Consider the following 15,295-nt stretch of genomic DNA (forward strand, 5'->3'; position numbering starts at 1 on the left):
TCAGTTCGGCCATCCAAGGGCTTTGTTATACTAATTCTACGTTAAATCAGATACTACTCCTTCCTCAATGATTTCACCGGATTCGTCATCGCGGCTTTGATACTTTGGTAAATCACCGTTGTCCAGCAAATCAGGAGCGTGAGCAGACAGGCGGCAACGAATACCCAGACACCGATGTCGGTTTTGTAGGGAAAATGTTGCAGCCACGTATACATCGAATACCAGGCAATCGGAATGGCGATCGGGAACGAGAACAGGACCAGTTTGGTGAAGTCTTTGGAAAGCAATACCACCACACTCGACACGGAGGCTCCCAGCACTTTCCGAACGCCAATTTCTTTGACCCGCTGTTCGGTGGTGAAGGTGGCTAACCCAAATAACCCTAAGCAGGCAATGAGGATAGTTAGGGCCGAAAAAGCCGTAAACACCCGACTGCGAATTTCGTCAGCTTCGTAAGCCAATTCAAAATCCTGGTCCAGGAAACGATACTCAAACAGCCGATCGGGATATGTCTCCCGCCATTGCTGCCCAATGAACGCGATCGTTTTCTCCATATCTCTGGGCCGTATCTTAATGTGAATGACCTTATTAGCTGGGCGATATAGGATGATCATTGGCTCGATAAGGCTGTAAAGCGACTGCTGATGAAAGTCTTTGACAACACCGATTACCTGGGCCACTGGCTGTGCTGGCTGATCTGGCTGGGGAAGACTACCAAGGATAACTTTCTTGCCCAACGGTTCTTTCCAGCCCATCCGCTGCACAGTCGCCTGATTCACAATGACGGAGTTGAGCGTATCCGCTGGAATTTTTTCGGAGAAATCCCGGCCAGCCACCAGCCTCATCCCCATCGTTTTCAGATAATCATAGTCGACGCGCATCGGCCTGAATCCCATCTCCTTTAAACCTGTATTGGACTCTACGGTGAACAGGGTGCGATCGCCAATATGGCTGGTTGGGGCTGAAGCGGAGGCTACGTCGAGAATATTTGGGTTCGTGAGCAGCGTATTTCTCAGCGAATTAAATTGCTGGCGGGGCTGTCGTCCCCGATAATCAATGGTCAAGACCTGCTCCTGGTCGTATCCTAAGTCATGATTACGCATGAAGTTAAGCTGCTTATACACAATCCAGGTGCAGATGAGCATCGTTAACGAGATGGCAAACTGAGCGACAACCAGCGATTTACGGAAGAAACTGCCCCCCTTTGCATTAAACGCCCCTTTAAGAACGGTAGCTGGTTCGAAAGCGGACAGGTAAAAAGCAGGATAACTACCACTGATGAATCCCGTGAATCCGACAATACCCAGCGCAATCAGTACGTATTGCGGACGGAGCAATTCGCGAAACTGGATTTCTTTTCCTGAAACGGAATTGAAGAAAGGCAACAAAATCATCACCAGAAACAGACTGACGGATAAAGCCAGCACTGTCATTAGCACTGATTCGGTCAGGAACTGCGCCATCAACCGACTTCGAGCCGAACCCATCACTTTTCGAAGGCCAACTTCCTTCGCTCGTTTAGCTGACCGGGCAGTGGCTAAGTTCATGTAATTGATACTGGCCAGCAGCAACATAAAAAATGCCACCGCACTGAAGGTGTACACATAGCCAATATTTCCGTTCGATTCGCCTTCGAGATTAGAGTATAAGTGAATGCTGGTTAGTGGTTGTAGTTCGTAGGAGATTTTGATGCCCATTCGCTTGAAAATCGGCCCCATGTATTTATCGTACACTTCCGGAAACTTGCTTTCCAGAATTTTGGTATCGAAGTTTTCGGGCAAGACCAGATAGCTATAAATGTAAATGCCGTCCCATTCCGAAGCCCTCCGTTCTTTAGACCCTAACGACAACAGTCCATTGAAGGTAAAGTGGGAGTTCTTCGGAATGTCTTCCAGCACACCCGTCACTTTGTAAAACGTGGTATCATTCGTTTGAAGCGACTGACCCAGCGCGCTGCCCGAACCGAAGAATTTCTGGGCGGCCTTCTGGGTCAACACTACGCTACCGGGTTGGGCCAGCGCTGTTTTAGGATCACCTTCGACAAACTTGTAGCTAAATACGTCGAACACGGTGGAATCGGCGGCATAGATATGGTCTTCATAAAATCGTTTCTCGCCTTGCCGGAACATAACCTGGCCGTAAGGAAAGAACCGCACATAATTTTTGACAAAGGGGTAATCCTGCTTGAGCGTTTTGACCAAAGGCGGTTGCGTACTTCTCATGCGGTGGTCTTTGTCGGGCTCGGTAATGTGAGAGACGATGCGGTAAATCTGGGAAGCCTTGGCCTGATAGCGGTCGTAGCTGAGTTCATCAGTCACGTACAGGAGCAAGAGCATCCCGCAGGTAACCCCAATGGTGAGCCCCAAAATGTTAATCAGGCTATAGAATTTGTCCTTCCACAGATTTCGACAGGCGATCTTGAGATAGTTGAGAAGCATGTCAGGATGTAAGGTTGAGGGTTGAGAATAATCATTGGGTCGGCTGGTCATAAACCGGGCGAAGGGGCGAATCATCCGCAGGACAGCCAGCACATATCGCCAGCGAGCTCTGGCCAAACCGACGGTCTTCACCCAGTAGGCGTACATCTCCAGCAGATCACCTTGCAGTTCATCTTCTAATCCGGGCGGGCTGAAGTGGTTTAGTAGCCACTCCGCCCAGCGGGGTGGACCCTTCCCTTTGGTTAAGCGCTCCATAGCTGTAACACTTGGGTTGGAATCTGTTTCCATAATTCGCTACGCATTTGCCGACACTCAATCAGGGCCCGCTGACCAGCTGCTGTAATGGTAAACAGGCGTTTCTGACGACCTCCCCGCTCGGGGGTGGCTCCGCCCATATGGGAAGAGACAAAACCCTTTTCCGCTAACCGTTGTAAAGTGGTGTGCACCGTGGGAAAGCTAATGCTACGGGCCATTTGCTGATCAATGGTTTGGGTAATGGCGGCACAATAGGCCGACTCTTGCAGGGCGGCTACTGTCAGGAGGACGACTTCTTCTAACTCTCCTAAAAAGGCTCGTTTCATAGCAGAAAGTGGTTAACAGGCTCCGGCACGGTCGGCAATGCTCGGGGCTTCTGGTCCGATTACCAGCCTGGCCATCACAGCCTGTATTAATATAGACTTTGTCGTACAAATAGAGGGCCAAACTTTTCTAATTAGGCCTGTCGGCACGACAAGCCCTATTTTATGGACTCATCTGGTGAAGGTTTGTCCTAAAATGGACAACTTAAGTCCAAAAATGGACAGACCATTCACTGGAGGGTTTAAGAGGTCGCTTTAGTTACAGACTGAATTTGTCACATTTGTAAAATACGCCTACCGCGTCGGCGGCCCGATCAAATTGTGCAGGGCTTCGGTAGCCGAGCGACGACTGGGGCGATGCTTTCACTCCCGATTAGAATAAACCTCAATGTAGTCGAAGATTTTAAGATTCCGCGCGGCTTCGGCCTTTAGATTTACTCCGTTGCACGATTCTAAGATTCGACCCTGTAACTTAATGCCATTCATAGCTAGTGAAAACCAACTCCGACAGGAACACCTTAAGGCTTCGGCAAGGTAAGACCTATGGACGGATTCAGGGACCTGTCGGAACATCTTAGACGCTAACTTCAACCGGGTCGCCGGTGCGATAGAAATGCGGGCTAACGACCCATTAGAAAGCGGGGCGCCCCGTGGCGTATTGAGGAGTCTAAACGTTGGTCAACCCTGTTTTTTTACCCTGTACAACTATGCAGTTTACTTATTTTTTTGGAGTGGATGTCTCCAAAGCTACCCTCGACTTTGCGGTTGCCAAAGGAAATCAAATCTTGTTTCATCAACAGGTAGCTAATGATAAGAAAGGTATCACGCAGTTTATCAAAGACTTACGTCAGCAAACAAAAACAAGCCTAGGCCAATGCTTATTCTGTATGGAATTTACGGGTATCTATAATAACCCCTTGCTGAAAGCACTTCACCAGCAGTCTGCCAATATCTGGGTGGAGCGAGCCGCTCATATTCAAGAAAGTATAGGGCTCACACGAGTTAAGACCGATCAAGTGGATGCCAAACGCATTGCCCTTTTTGCTTATAAAAATCGCGACGAAGCTCGCTTATGGACACCACCCCGCGCCGTTATTGCTCAACTAGACCGATTGACGGCGCAACGTGCCCGACTGGTCAAAGTTATTAAAATATTACAGACCCCCTTGACCCGACTGAAAAGCCCATACGGCATTCTGGAAGAAGAACATACTCGCCGATTGATTTCTACTTATCTCCAGGCCGCACCGATGGACATTTATGACATTGGTGGAGGAACTGGCCCTTATTCAGCCTGGCTTGCCGAGGCCGGTCATCACGTTTATTTTTCAGACATTGTCCCCCATCACGTCGAACTCTTTAAAAGCCGGTATGGATCATCGAAACCTGGTATTTCGATCGGCGTGGAAGATGCCCGGCAGCTCAGTTATGAAGACAATGTAGCCGACCTGATTCTGCTAAATGGCCCACTGTATCATTTGATTGACAGACAGGATCGGCTTCGGGTATTGACTGAAGCGAAACGGATCCTAAAGGATACAGGGCTTCTGTTAGGCTTCTCTATATCCAGATTTGCCGGATTAATTTATGCCCTGTCCTCAGGAGAAGTTTTTAACAATGACTATTTTGAGATGGAAGCTGTTTAAACTTTAGTCAAAATCCCCAAAACCATGTGAATTTTGAAGTGCCAACTTTAAATACACACAGTAATGGGGATCATGGACAAAGCTATGATTGAAACCTGGATTTTGCCCCATCTTACCATCGGAACGCGCAGATTTGATACCACTGTACCGCTCACCGAAATTGTAAGATGCATTTTTCATCGGCTCAAGACGGGTTGCCAATGGCGCGAATTACCCACTAAAGAATTCTTTACCGACAAGGTTTTGCACTGGAATTCGGTCTTTTATTACTACAATAAATGGAGTAAAGCCAACTGCTGGCGTACAATCTGGGTTAACCTTCTCACTAAAAATCGGACGTATCTGGATATGTCGAGCGTAGAGTTTGATGGTAGCCACACGCCAGCTAAAAATGGGGGCGATGGCGTAGGATACCAAGGGCGAAAAGCCTGCAACACAACGAACGCACTTTTTATAGCAGATAATCAAGGGGTTATGTTAGCCATGTCCACGCCCCAGGAAGGTCAGCATCATGACCTGTTTCAGATCCAGATCTTGTTTGACGAAATCTGTCAACTCCTCAAAGAGGCAGGTCTGGATTTAAAGGGATTGTTTCTCAACGCAGACGCGGGTTTTGACTCGGCGGAGTTTGTCGCAGCTTGTGAAAAAGAGCAGATTATTGCCAACGTGAAAGACAATCCTAGAAATTCAGCTACCTCCCAACAACCGGTTTACGAACAGGGTACCCATATTTTTGATGCCCAGCTTTACCAGGATCGTTCCGTGATTGAACTTGCCAACGCCTGGATAGACGGCTTCAAGGCGCTCTTAGTGCGGTTTGAGTTTTCGGTCAGAAACTGGATGAGTTTACATTTTATCGCCTTCTCGGTCATTTTCTTACGGAAAGTCAATCGAAAAAGAAAAGTTTAAACAGCTTCCTGGTTAGCTTAGTGAACTATTCTTTTTAAATTGTATGAAAAAAATCGTCTCTGTACTCACACTGCTCCTGTCCATTCACTTCACACAAGCCCAGGATTTCAGCAACTACAGAAAAGAAGTCTTTATTCAGGGGGCGGATACCTTGCGCTACCGAATGTTATATCCTGAAAACTATAAAAAAAGAAAGCGCTACCCCCTAGTCGTTTTCCTGCATGGGGCGGGGGAAAGGGGGAATGATAATGAACATCAGTTGGATCTGGGGGCCTCTCTATTTTTAAGCGATTCTGTGCGTCACCAATTTCCAGCTTTTGTTATTTTTCCCCAATGCCCCACCGATAGTACTTGGAACAAGTTCATCACTAAATCCGATACCACGGAGGCCTACAACCGTACCTTAAATAGCGTAGGGCTTACCACCTCCGAGCGGTTGGTCAAACAGTTGATGGATAGTTTAGTCGACCATAAACTAGCCGATAAGAAACGGATGTATATTGGTGGCCTCTCGCTGGGCGGTTTCGGCACCTACGATTTAGTCATTCATTATCCGGATTATTTTGCGGCCGCCTTTTCCATCTGCGGCCAAGCCAATGTAAACTTATATACCAAAAAAGCAGGCCATGTCCCTCTTTGGATCTTTCACGGAGCGATCGATAATGTAATTCCTGTACAACCCAACCGGGATTTGTATCAATCCTTACAAAAGAAGGGTGCTAAGCAGGTGAAGTATACGGAATATGCAGGCGTCATGCATAACAGTTGGATCAACGCGTTTGTTGAGCCAAGTCTACTTCCTTGGCTATTTTCGTTTAAAAAGTAGCGTAGGTCGTTGGGCGGCCTAGTATATTTTTAGGAATCGATGGCTAGGATCGCTTAGCTATTTCGTTCCTATGCTTTTATAAACGAAGCCGCTGAATTAGGATAATCTCAAAATACCCTCATATTGAGTTACTATAATTTTTAGACAACGATTGGTCTGGTCAATAATTATGTGCCACTCATATGCCGTAGCAAGGCAATCGTCAATCTTATTTTGAAAAATCTTTGGAGGCCCTAGCTTTGCGGAAAACGTTAACTGCGTCCTGTTATGCGCATCTACTCCGTTTAAAAACGTATTTCTAAATAGTTCAAATGAAAAATTTCATATCGCTAATTACGCTATTGATTTGTATTCATTTCTCACATGCGCAGGATTTCAGTGCCTATAAAAAGGCGGTGTTTGTGCGGGGCAAAAACACCTTACTTTATCGGATCATGTATCCTGTCGATTATAACGTAAATAAGTCCTATCCGTTGATCGTATTCCTCCATGGGGCGGGACTAAGAGGAAATGACAATGAACGGCAGCTCACCGATGGTGGTCGTTTCTTTTTAACTGATTCGATCCGAACTAAGTATCCTGCCATTGTTATTTTCCCGCAATGTCCTTCGGATAGCATGTGGTTCAAGCATCCTCCGAGTCCACCCTTTGACACAACCGTAGCGGTTAACCATCAGATGAACACGCTGGCACTATCCACCCCGGAAAGGCTGGTTAAGCTTTTAATGGACAGTTTGGCAGCCCACAAAATCGCCGACAAAAAAAGAATTTATCTGGGTGGCACGTCGCTGGGTGGCTTTGGAACCTACGATTTGACCAGTCACTATCCGGATTATTTTGCCGCCGTGTTCCCCATATGTGGGCAGGCAAACGTAGCCTTATATCCGAAAAGGGCAAAGAACGTTCCAGTATGGATTTTTCACGGGGCCATGGATGATGTGATTAACATCTGGCCTGATAGAGCCATGATTAAAGCTTTACAACAAAGCGGTGCAAAACATGCGCGATACACGGAATACCCGGAGGGAAAGCATAACATTGACGCCAATGTATTCGCAGAACCAGATCTGTTCCCTTGGCTATTTTCGTTTAGAAAGTAGTCTAAGGCATTGGGCGGTACTATTTATTTCTGGAGAACTGTATGGGTGAGATCGCTTGGCTATTTTGTTACTCTACATGTATATACAAATCCGATTAGCCAGGTAATCCCGTAAAAACGCTCTATTATTGCCACAGTTAAGAAGCAGATCTATACACAATCCTTCAGCTCATTGTGAGGTGTATTATTGCGGGACGCTTCCACTTTAGGATGACTGTATAAACTACATCTACGGGCTTGTGGTCGGTTTCTCCATTTTAACTAGCGATTTTTCCGCCTACTATTCATTTATAATTTGTTGCTTTCCTGTTGGTGTGAGAACGTAGCGGCCTGATTTTTTAGACCCTTCAAACTGAATCAGCTTAGCCTCACGCAGTATCTCTAAGTCCCTTCGAATGGTCTTTTCCGTCACCCCATAGCGCTCCGCCCACTGGGTGGAGCGAAGCGGTTTGTCGTGGGCTATATCCGTTAGGATGCCCGCAATGCGTTGGCGGGACGGTTCGCTTAATAGGACATTTATTGGTACATTTATTAGGACACCAGTCGATTCCTTCGACTTTTGGTCGCTACTTGCTATCGCAACACTGGGGGCAACCATAGCACTCATTAGTCGGTCGTCGAGGGGAATAATGGTACGGAACATGTCACCCTCTATGAATTGCGCTTCTTTGCCGTTGGCGTAGGCCCCAATATATTTCGTTACCTTCCTGACGCCCGAACCAAGCTGATCCATGAAGCCAGTCTCCTTGAAAAAGTTGGCTAGAGTGGGATTCTTGGTGCGGGGCGTAAACGAATCAGGGTTGATAGGTCCCTGATAAAATGCCCGGTTGGGATTTTCGAATACGACCCGGTCGCGGTAGATCATCATGCGGGCGGTAAAACCGCTGCTATACTCACGGTGAGCCAACAGATTAACGATGACCTCTCGAAAGATAACTCCCCGGATGCTGATGCGCTGCGGGCCTTCCAGGTAGAAGGGATCGTAGAGATGCTTATCAACGAAGTCGATGAGCCGGTCGTACGTGTTGAGCAGGTTGTCACGAATATAGTCGCGGTCGTCGTAGCGATCCTCATCCACCCGGCGGAGCAACGCGTCAACAAAATACTGCGGTACAGTTGTCAGCAGCGTCTGCGGAGTGCCGAAGAGCAGGGCCGTGGCCAAGGTGTAACCTTCTTTGCCAGTCTGTACATCACGCTGCCAAAGGCCCGCACTACGGAGCATGGCTTCGTCCGACATAGTCACCCAAGGATGTTGCCGGTCTCGATACACCTGGGCCAATTGCCGGGCGCGTTGTAACGTAGCAGCGTTGAGGTCAGCCAGCGTAAGGTGGGGCAAAACTTGATTCTCGGAGAAATAAGCGGCTTTGCGAAGATACATTAGCCGCAAGGTTTCAGGATCAGTAATACGGAAATCACCATCAGCACTGCGGTCGTAGGGATACCCTTTCGTGCGGTGTACCTGTGAACCGGGCGGAACAGGTACATACAGCACCGTTTTTCCGTCAATTTCAATGACTTCAGGGAAAAGCATACAGATCGGCGACAGCTTTTCAGGACTATTAGCGGTGGTGACGAGGTCCTTTACCAGCTTGTTGACCTTGTGAGGATCAACGCCCGTGATGGTGCCATTGTCGCGGACGCCAAGCAGCACTACACCTCCCTCCCGGTTGAGAAAGGCACAGATGGTCTCAAACAGCGAACGGGGAAGATCAGTATGAGCTTCCTTGAACTCGACAGTCGGTCCTTCTCCCTGACGGAGTATTTGTCGAATACGCTGCTCATCACTCATAGACATTAAAGTGGATCAATGTGGCCAGTGGTTACAAGACCTCTTCTGATCGGAGGAAATTAAAAACACGCATAAGCTTTTGCCTATCCTGACGGTCAATCTTCAGACGAAAGTCTTGTGTAAGCCGGCGATATAAGGCATCGTACACTGCTTCATCTAATTCTGTCTCAGAACCTACCTGGATGAAACAACCCGTAAGTGCTTCCCCAGTGGATTGTCCATCCGAACGACGGAAAGTAACCAACTGAGTCCCGATCTTAACTACAATCGTTTCCAGGTCTATTTGCTTAATGAGACCAACAGAGCCTTGTCGTTGCCTAGGATATTCACAGATAACTCGTTGATCCAGTTGCAGAGAATCTGGCAAAATATTAGTCATTGATTGATGGAAGATAACCGACGGGTAAAGATAACAGAAAATGGGGCAGGCTTAAGAGGAATTGCTCACTCTGTCTACATCTCATCTTTATGATACCCGTAACACGTTTTGTCTGCGTATTCACAAAAGGAGACTGCTCGCTAAACTGTGTCACAGGTGAATGAAAGGAGTAAAACCTCTAACTTTCACCATCATGACTAACGAGTTCGAACGGTCCGCCGTCGCGGTTTGAGGCCTTCAAACAGGCCGCCATCAAAGGCCTTTATGAAGGTAAGCCCCTGACAGGCGAAAATGGCCTATTTGCTCCTTTGCTCAAACACTTTTTAGAGTCCGCTTTGGAAGGAGAAATGGATGGCCATTTAGCCCAGACCCGACTTCCCGAGCAGAACCGTCGAAACGGCAAAACTACTAAGCAGGTTAAAAGCAGTGCTGGCCCCTTAGAGTTGCAGACTCCGCGTGACCGAACCGCTCCGGCGGCCCGGCGGCCGTTATCAACCCCAGATCGTTCCCAAACGACGGGTCGTACTAACACCCCAACTTGAACAGAAGCCGGGCCGCCGGAGCGGTGCTTTCGCTCTACAGCGTAGGCAATAGCTATGCCGACATCAGCCAACACCTACTAGAGATGTATGGCTATTCGCTCTCTGACAGCGAGTTAACCGCCATTACGGATAAGGTCATTCCTGCCATGCGGGAGTGGCAGAATCGACCCTTGGAAAGCTTATACACCTTGGTGTGGCTCGACGGCATCTACTACAAAGTGCGCCATGATGGCAAAGTTGTCACGCGCGTACTTTATAGCGTGATCGGGCTGAGTTTATCAGGAAAAAAGCAAGTACTGGGCATTTATACGGCTGAAAGTGAATCAGCTAAATTCTGGTTAACGGTGCTTACCGATCTGAAGCAACGCGGAGTGGAAGACCTGTTAATTACCTGCGTGGATGGCTTGAAGGGTTTCGATACAGCCATTGGCAGTGTTTTTCCGGCCACCACAGTACAGCTCTGTATTGTTCATCAACTCCGCAACAGTTTTCGGTTCGTGCCCGACAAGTTATTGAAAGAGTTGGCCAACGATCTGAAAACTGTTTATCAGGCCCCCAACCGAGAGCAGGGCTTAGAAAACTTGTTAACAGTGCAAGAAAAATGGGGATCAGCTTACCCCAAAGCCGTCCAACCGTGGCTGGAAAAATGGGAATTACTATCGCCGTTTTTCGACTATCCAGCCGCTATTCGTAAGGTAATGTACACAACCAATACGGTGGAAGGCTATCACCGGCAGCTACGGAAAGTGACTAAAACAAAAGGGGCTTTTTCGTCAGATGTAGCTTTGCAAAAATTGGTTTATTTGACCATTCAGAACCTGCAAATCAAATGGGAGACGACGACTTATAATTGGAAAGAGATCATCAATCAATTCAGCATTATCTTTGAAAAACGAATTCAATCCCATCGCTTCGAGTAAAATCCTGCTGACACAGTTCTGCGAGCACTCCCGTTTGAGAGATAACCGAGGGTTTAAAGAAACATTAAATTAATCAGCCGCCAATCTAAAACCTATCTAATCACGTTTCTTTACTATTCGCACTAGTTCACTCAGTAAAACCAAGACTTGAACTATGGATCAATGGACCAAAGTGGGGCTATTTACACTGGTGCTGCTCGCTCAGGTAGGGTTTGCTCAAACGCCAACCCACACTAAAATTTACCTATTTAATATCACCAGTGGTGGGCTGATAAAGCCCATTACGCTACGGACGAGCTTGAATCCTGATAACCCCATTCGGATCAAGAGTCGGGAGTGCGTGCTGCTTGAAACCGATGAAGATAGCTTAGGGCTACTGGTCAACGACCAAGTCGAATCCTTTCCGTTTGAGCGTGGCCAAACCTATTATTATGTTGTCAGTTCTGATTACATGCCTATCTTCACGGTAAACGAAGTATCCAGACGCGTATTTTGGTTGACGGCTCAGGTGAACAATTCGCAAAAAATCACCTCCTATCTGTTAGCTAAAAAGGGCTTAAGTACGTCTACTCGGTAAGGCTATCAGTTAGCTATTGGGCCTTTCTTGGATTCCCAGACCAACAAAAAATCAGCGTTTATATGAGATAAGGAAAAATTAACCTTCAATGCCTCTATCGCCTAGCTGAAAACCGAGTTGATCCAGACAAGTTGGGTCGCTTTGCCGTTTCATAGGGCAGCTGTCCTTACCCCATTCAGTGAGCCAGTTTTGACTGGACTTAAGCCGCCTGTCGATATTCAACCGGCGTCATAAACTGTAAGGCCTGATGAGGCCGTTCCTTGTTATACTCTATCAGCCATGCATCCACCGTTTGGCGTACCTGTCTAATACTGGCAAATATATGAGCATCTAAAACCTCCCGGCGAAAGGTTCCGTTGAAGCGCTCAATATAAGCCGGTCCGCCGGTGCGGTTTTGCCCGGTTCAATCCAGCATAACTCGATCGTCTGACCTTTACACCAATCTTGCAAAGCCTGACGAATAAACCGCTCCGGCGGCCCGGTCCGGCCCATTATCACTCCGAATCCGCTCCGGTTTACCATATCGTTCCATCAGTTGATCCAACAATCGGATAACTCGGCCCGATGGTAACGAGTAATCGACCGCACGGGCGGCCCCGCTCAATACCCAGCGCTTCACGATTGTAGTCGTCGACTACATTTAACGTGCGAAACTTACGGCCGCCCGTTAAGTTGTCCGACGTAAAATCCAACGACCAGCACTGATGACAAGCTGTTGCTTTTGGCAGCGGCTTGCGTAGCGCATTGGGTAGCCGTTTCTTGGTTGTTCGCCGTAAACTCAACCCTAATTTTCTGTACAATCGCCTAACCCGCTTATGGTTAACCAACTCGCCCTGCTTGCGCAACCGGCGATAAATCTTCAGTACACCCCACTGCTTATGCCGTCGAGCCAACTGCTCGATCCGGCTTGCCAGCACTTTATTCTTGTCTTTGATAATTATTGGCTCAACAATGGCATTACGGCTAAGGCCCACCCAACGACAGGCTTTTCGTTGACTAATCTGTTTCTGATCAACCATCCACCTGACTAGCCCTCGACGCTCGGCAGGCCTCACCACTTTTTTGAAAGTGCTTCTTTGATAACTTCGTTTTGCAAACTTAGCTCAGCATACATCCGCACGGGCGGCCCCGTTCTTGAGTCGGCGGTTTTCATCTTCCAATTCTTTAAGCCGCTTGACTTCCGACACCTGCATGCCGCCATATTTGGCCCGCCAATTGTAAAAGGTGGCTTCGCTGATGCCATGCTCACGAGTGATTTGCGCGACAGTTTGACCGCTATCCTGTTGCTTAAGAATTGTTACGATCTGTGATTCGGTAAATCGTGTCTGTTTCATTTCCCCTTTGTTTACCAGTGAAATTTAAGTTTTTTACTCTACTTTTCACTGGCTTACTTTTATGGGATCAGGACAACAGTTCTAAATCAATAAAATAATCCACAGTAGAAAAGTACAACATTTAACAACCTTTCACACAATAGCTATTTTAGATTCTCTATCAGCTTATTTACGACTAACATATTTTACACACCAATGATGCTGGTCGTACGTTTGTAAAATTCGATGAGAAATTCATCAACTTATAGGTTGGTCGGTGTTCGATTCATTTCCAGCCAATACCGACAAAGTCGCTCAAGCACGTCCTTTAATGTATCCAAATTCGCTGCTTTGGCTATAAACGAATTGGCACCTGCTTCGTAACATCCGTTGATTTCATCCGCCGAGGCATCGGCACTCATCATCACCACCGGAATTTTCTTATAAGTGGCATGCTCTTTCAGGCCCAGGAGCGTTTGATGCCCACCTAGGTGGGGCATGTGCCGATCGAGTAGAATTAGACGGGGTAGCGGATTTAGGTAAGGAAGCGCAGCTAAAAACTCGTCCCCATCGGCAAAGAAAGAGACCGAGTATGCCGGAAAATAATGACTGAACAATTCCCCAAGTAGGAAGAGGTAATCAGCCGCATCATCTACAATACAGATTTGGGAGCCTGAGGTCATATCAATTGTCAATGCTAAGAGACCAACATCCGGTTGTTCGGTTCGTTCCGGAAGTGGTGAGATTGGGCGACCAGGCGAAAAACTCGCCTATCTAAACAGGCGTGTCAAAGAGATGAACTCTGACTTAATCAATAAGTTCTAATCCTGGTAAGCGCCATCGCCATACGAAATGGCAAATACAGCCACCAATACCTAAACGAGACTGTATTCAACCAAACTGACTGATGTTAGTTTGTCCAACAAATTTGTTCTAAATATGAGGCAATGGGCTGTTTTGTCGGTCATGCGATCAGCAGAGCCTAGTGGCCTATAACATAGCAGTATATGTATGTTTGTTTATCAAAAAACTAAGACCTACTTTTAATTCGCATGACGCTCTATTCTTAGCAGCTAAACTTGCGGTTTGGAGCCGTCGTGACTGCCTTCTACTGTACAGCCCAAACCCGTGACTGCCAATTATAAAAATGCGACCATACTGATCGCTGAAGCTAATGAGGACCAATGGCGGCTCATTCAAGAGGCCATACGCCAGCAATTACCTACAGTGAAAGCTGTACAAGCGAGTTCCCTACCTCAAGCAATGAAACTCTTGGAGGGCTGGCGACAGCAAGAGTGGGACATGGCTAAACTCTTGTTGCTGGACCCACACTTGCCCCAGTTGACCGATGGGTGGCACTTACTTAGGTGGATGAAAGCTATGTCAGCTTCTATTCGGCAGATTCCCGTGGTGGTCTTGAGTTATTCCGAGGCTCAGGCTGATATTAATGAAGCTTATCAACTGGGTGCTTCTTCTTACTTGGTCAAACCAACCGAGTTGGCTGATTGGTTAACTTGTTTAGGGGCTCTACGTGCCTACTGGTGGGAAACCGTTACACTACCGCCTGTTCATTATGGCTTTGAATAGACCTAACTCCCTTTTCGAGCATTTGTCTGTATGCTTTTGCTACTAAGCAAATGGTCATTGTATATTGTAATACGATCATAATGCCGTTTCGTACTTTAAGAAGAATAGTACGAAACGGCATTATCCTATTTACATAACTACCTAACGGGTGAATGATTCTACCCCATCGCTCAGGAATGGAAACGATTCCTAGAAGCTATGTGAAGGTTAACTATAAAATAGTTAGCAAGATGTTGTAAACTGAATTGGGTGCTTATTCTGAGTGGCTACCCAGCTTTAAGCATTCTGTCCTTACTAAGCGGTCTGTGGTTGACCGTTTATCTGGTATCCAATAGCGAATAAATACCCGTTTTTTGATTAATTTCTGCTGTAGGCAGGTAATCATCAACACTCATTCCTGACGTTAGTAGAGCAAGGGCCAATTTTTTATTGTTGGACTTGATATAGGGGTTCCGCACACTTGTCATTAAGAGTAGATGAATAGTAATACAAAAATTGGTACTTGTGGCTTTAACGGCTCTAAAACGGACTATGCCCAGCATTTCTCCAGCGTCGAAATACAGCATACCTTCTACCAACCTCCCCTTTTATCTACCTTAGAGCGATGGCGAACCGAAATGCCAACTCACTTTGAGTTTACCCTCAAAGCCTGGCAGCTTATTACTCACCAAGCCAAGAGTCCGACCTACAAG

Annotated in this window: 15 protein-coding genes and 1 pseudogene; 8 read left to right on the forward strand and 8 right to left on the reverse strand. The window is 47.1% G+C overall.

Features of this window, described 5'->3' with window-relative positions:
• Positions 1-53: 53 nt before the first annotated feature.
• On the reverse strand, positions 54-2,693 hold the full coding sequence (locus GO755_RS28525) for an ABC transporter permease (protein WP_227687120.1): 2,640 nt from the start codon (positions 2,691-2,693) through the stop codon (positions 54-56).
• Positions 2,681-3,019, reverse strand: coding sequence for a PadR family transcriptional regulator (locus tag GO755_RS28530; protein ID WP_157588719.1), 339 nt, complete (start codon positions 3,017-3,019; stop codon positions 2,681-2,683). The genes GO755_RS28525 and GO755_RS28530 overlap by 13 nt, the downstream gene beginning before the upstream one ends.
• Positions 3,020-3,723: 704 nt before the next feature.
• Between GO755_RS28530 and GO755_RS28535 the strand changes: the two genes are divergently transcribed.
• The 4 genes from GO755_RS28535 (at position 3,724) to GO755_RS28550 (ending at position 7,497) form a co-directional block, all read left to right on the forward strand.
• Positions 3,724-4,662 carry an IS110 family transposase gene (locus GO755_RS28535; RefSeq protein ID WP_157588720.1) on the forward strand — a complete coding sequence of 313 codons (939 nt, stop codon included), beginning with the start codon at positions 3,724-3,726 and terminating at the stop codon, positions 4,660-4,662.
• A 63-nt stretch (positions 4,663-4,725) separates the two neighbouring features.
• Complete coding sequence (locus tag GO755_RS28540; RefSeq protein WP_157588721.1) at positions 4,726-5,571, forward strand: transposase; 846 nt, start codon at positions 4,726-4,728, stop codon at positions 5,569-5,571.
• A 43-nt stretch (positions 5,572-5,614) separates the two neighbouring features.
• A complete protein-coding gene (locus GO755_RS28545) occupies positions 5,615-6,397 on the forward strand; it encodes a carboxylesterase family protein (RefSeq protein ID WP_157588722.1) in 783 nt (260 codons plus the stop codon).
• A gap of 311 nt (positions 6,398-6,708) precedes the next feature.
• Positions 6,709-7,497: a carboxylesterase family protein gene (locus tag GO755_RS28550; RefSeq protein WP_157588723.1), complete on the forward strand. Its 789-nt coding sequence runs from the start codon at positions 6,709-6,711 to the stop codon at positions 7,495-7,497.
• Positions 7,498-7,776: 279 nt separating this feature from the next.
• Here the strand turns inward: GO755_RS28550 and GO755_RS28555 are convergent, their stop codons facing one another.
• Both GO755_RS28555 and GO755_RS28560 read right to left on the reverse strand, forming a co-directional pair.
• Positions 7,777-9,285, reverse strand: a complete 1,509-nt coding sequence (locus GO755_RS28555) for an RNA-binding domain-containing protein (RefSeq protein ID WP_198174968.1) — start codon at positions 9,283-9,285, stop codon at positions 7,777-7,779.
• A gap of 31 nt (positions 9,286-9,316) precedes the next feature.
• Entirely contained in the window at positions 9,317-9,664 is a 348-nt protein-coding gene (locus tag GO755_RS28560; protein WP_157588725.1) for a hypothetical protein, read from the reverse strand.
• Positions 9,665-9,915: 251 nt separating this feature from the next.
• Between GO755_RS28560 and GO755_RS28565 the strand changes: the two are divergent.
• A pseudogene (locus GO755_RS28565) lies at positions 9,916-11,126 on the forward strand (IS256 family transposase).
• A gap of 154 nt (positions 11,127-11,280) precedes the next feature.
• Positions 11,281-11,703 (forward strand): hypothetical protein, encoded by a 423-nt coding sequence (locus GO755_RS28570; protein WP_157588726.1) that lies wholly within the window; start codon positions 11,281-11,283, stop codon positions 11,701-11,703.
• A gap of 199 nt (positions 11,704-11,902) precedes the next feature.
• Here GO755_RS28570 and GO755_RS42225 read toward each other — a convergent pair whose 3' ends face one another.
• From GO755_RS42225 to GO755_RS28590, 4 genes are all read right to left on the reverse strand, one after another.
• Positions 11,903-12,073, reverse strand: coding sequence for an integrase core domain-containing protein (locus tag GO755_RS42225; protein WP_394351050.1), 171 nt, complete (start codon positions 12,071-12,073; stop codon positions 11,903-11,905).
• Between the two features lie 145 nt (positions 12,074-12,218).
• Complete coding sequence (locus GO755_RS28580) at positions 12,219-12,761, reverse strand: IS3 family transposase (protein WP_157588727.1); 543 nt, start codon at positions 12,759-12,761, stop codon at positions 12,219-12,221.
• Positions 12,762-12,806: 45 nt separating this feature from the next.
• Positions 12,807-13,037: an IS66 family insertion sequence element accessory protein TnpA gene (gene tnpA / locus GO755_RS28585; protein WP_157588728.1), complete on the reverse strand. Its 231-nt coding sequence runs from the start codon at positions 13,035-13,037 to the stop codon at positions 12,807-12,809.
• 242 nt (positions 13,038-13,279) lie between these two features.
• Positions 13,280-13,699, reverse strand: a complete 420-nt coding sequence (locus GO755_RS28590) for a response regulator (RefSeq protein ID WP_157588729.1) — start codon at positions 13,697-13,699, stop codon at positions 13,280-13,282.
• Between the two features lie 445 nt (positions 13,700-14,144).
• Between GO755_RS28590 and GO755_RS28595 the strand changes: the two genes are divergently transcribed.
• Complete coding sequence (locus GO755_RS28595; RefSeq protein ID WP_317165971.1) at positions 14,145-14,603, forward strand: response regulator; 459 nt, start codon at positions 14,145-14,147, stop codon at positions 14,601-14,603.
• A 476-nt stretch (positions 14,604-15,079) separates the two neighbouring features.
• A partial coding sequence (locus tag GO755_RS28600) for a DUF72 domain-containing protein (RefSeq protein ID WP_157588731.1) occupies positions 15,080-15,295 on the forward strand: 216 nt, incomplete at its 3' end.

This window comes from Spirosoma arboris (assembly GCF_009754945.1).
GTDB classification, from domain to species: domain Bacteria; phylum Bacteroidota; class Bacteroidia; order Cytophagales; family Spirosomataceae; genus Spirosoma; species Spirosoma arboris.

Coding starts and splice junctions, on each gene's coding strand:
- GO755_RS28525 (WP_227687120.1), bottom strand. CDS start 2,693: ATGGAGCGCTTAACCAAAGGGAAGGGTCCACCCCGCTGGGCGGAGTGG.
- GO755_RS28530 (WP_157588719.1), bottom strand. CDS start 3,019: ATGAAACGAGCCTTTTTAGGAGAGTTAGAAGAAGTCGTCCTCCTGACA.
- GO755_RS28535 (WP_157588720.1), top strand. CDS start 3,724: ATGCAGTTTACTTATTTTTTTGGAGTGGATGTCTCCAAAGCTACCCTC.
- GO755_RS28540 (WP_157588721.1), top strand. CDS start 4,726: ATGGGGATCATGGACAAAGCTATGATTGAAACCTGGATTTTGCCCCAT.
- GO755_RS28545 (WP_157588722.1), top strand. CDS start 5,615: ATGAAAAAAATCGTCTCTGTACTCACACTGCTCCTGTCCATTCACTTC.
- GO755_RS28550 (WP_157588723.1), top strand. CDS start 6,709: ATGAAAAATTTCATATCGCTAATTACGCTATTGATTTGTATTCATTTC.
- GO755_RS28555 (WP_198174968.1), bottom strand. CDS start 9,285: ATGAGTGATGAGCAGCGTATTCGACAAATACTCCGTCAGGGAGAAGGA.
- GO755_RS28560 (WP_157588725.1), bottom strand. CDS start 9,664: ATGACTAATATTTTGCCAGATTCTCTGCAACTGGATCAACGAGTTATC.
- GO755_RS28570 (WP_157588726.1), top strand. CDS start 11,281: ATGGATCAATGGACCAAAGTGGGGCTATTTACACTGGTGCTGCTCGCT.
- tnpA (WP_157588728.1), bottom strand. CDS start 13,037: ATGAAACAGACACGATTTACCGAATCACAGATCGTAACAATTCTTAAG.
- GO755_RS28590 (WP_157588729.1), bottom strand. CDS start 13,699: ATGACCTCAGGCTCCCAAATCTGTATTGTAGATGATGCGGCTGATTAC.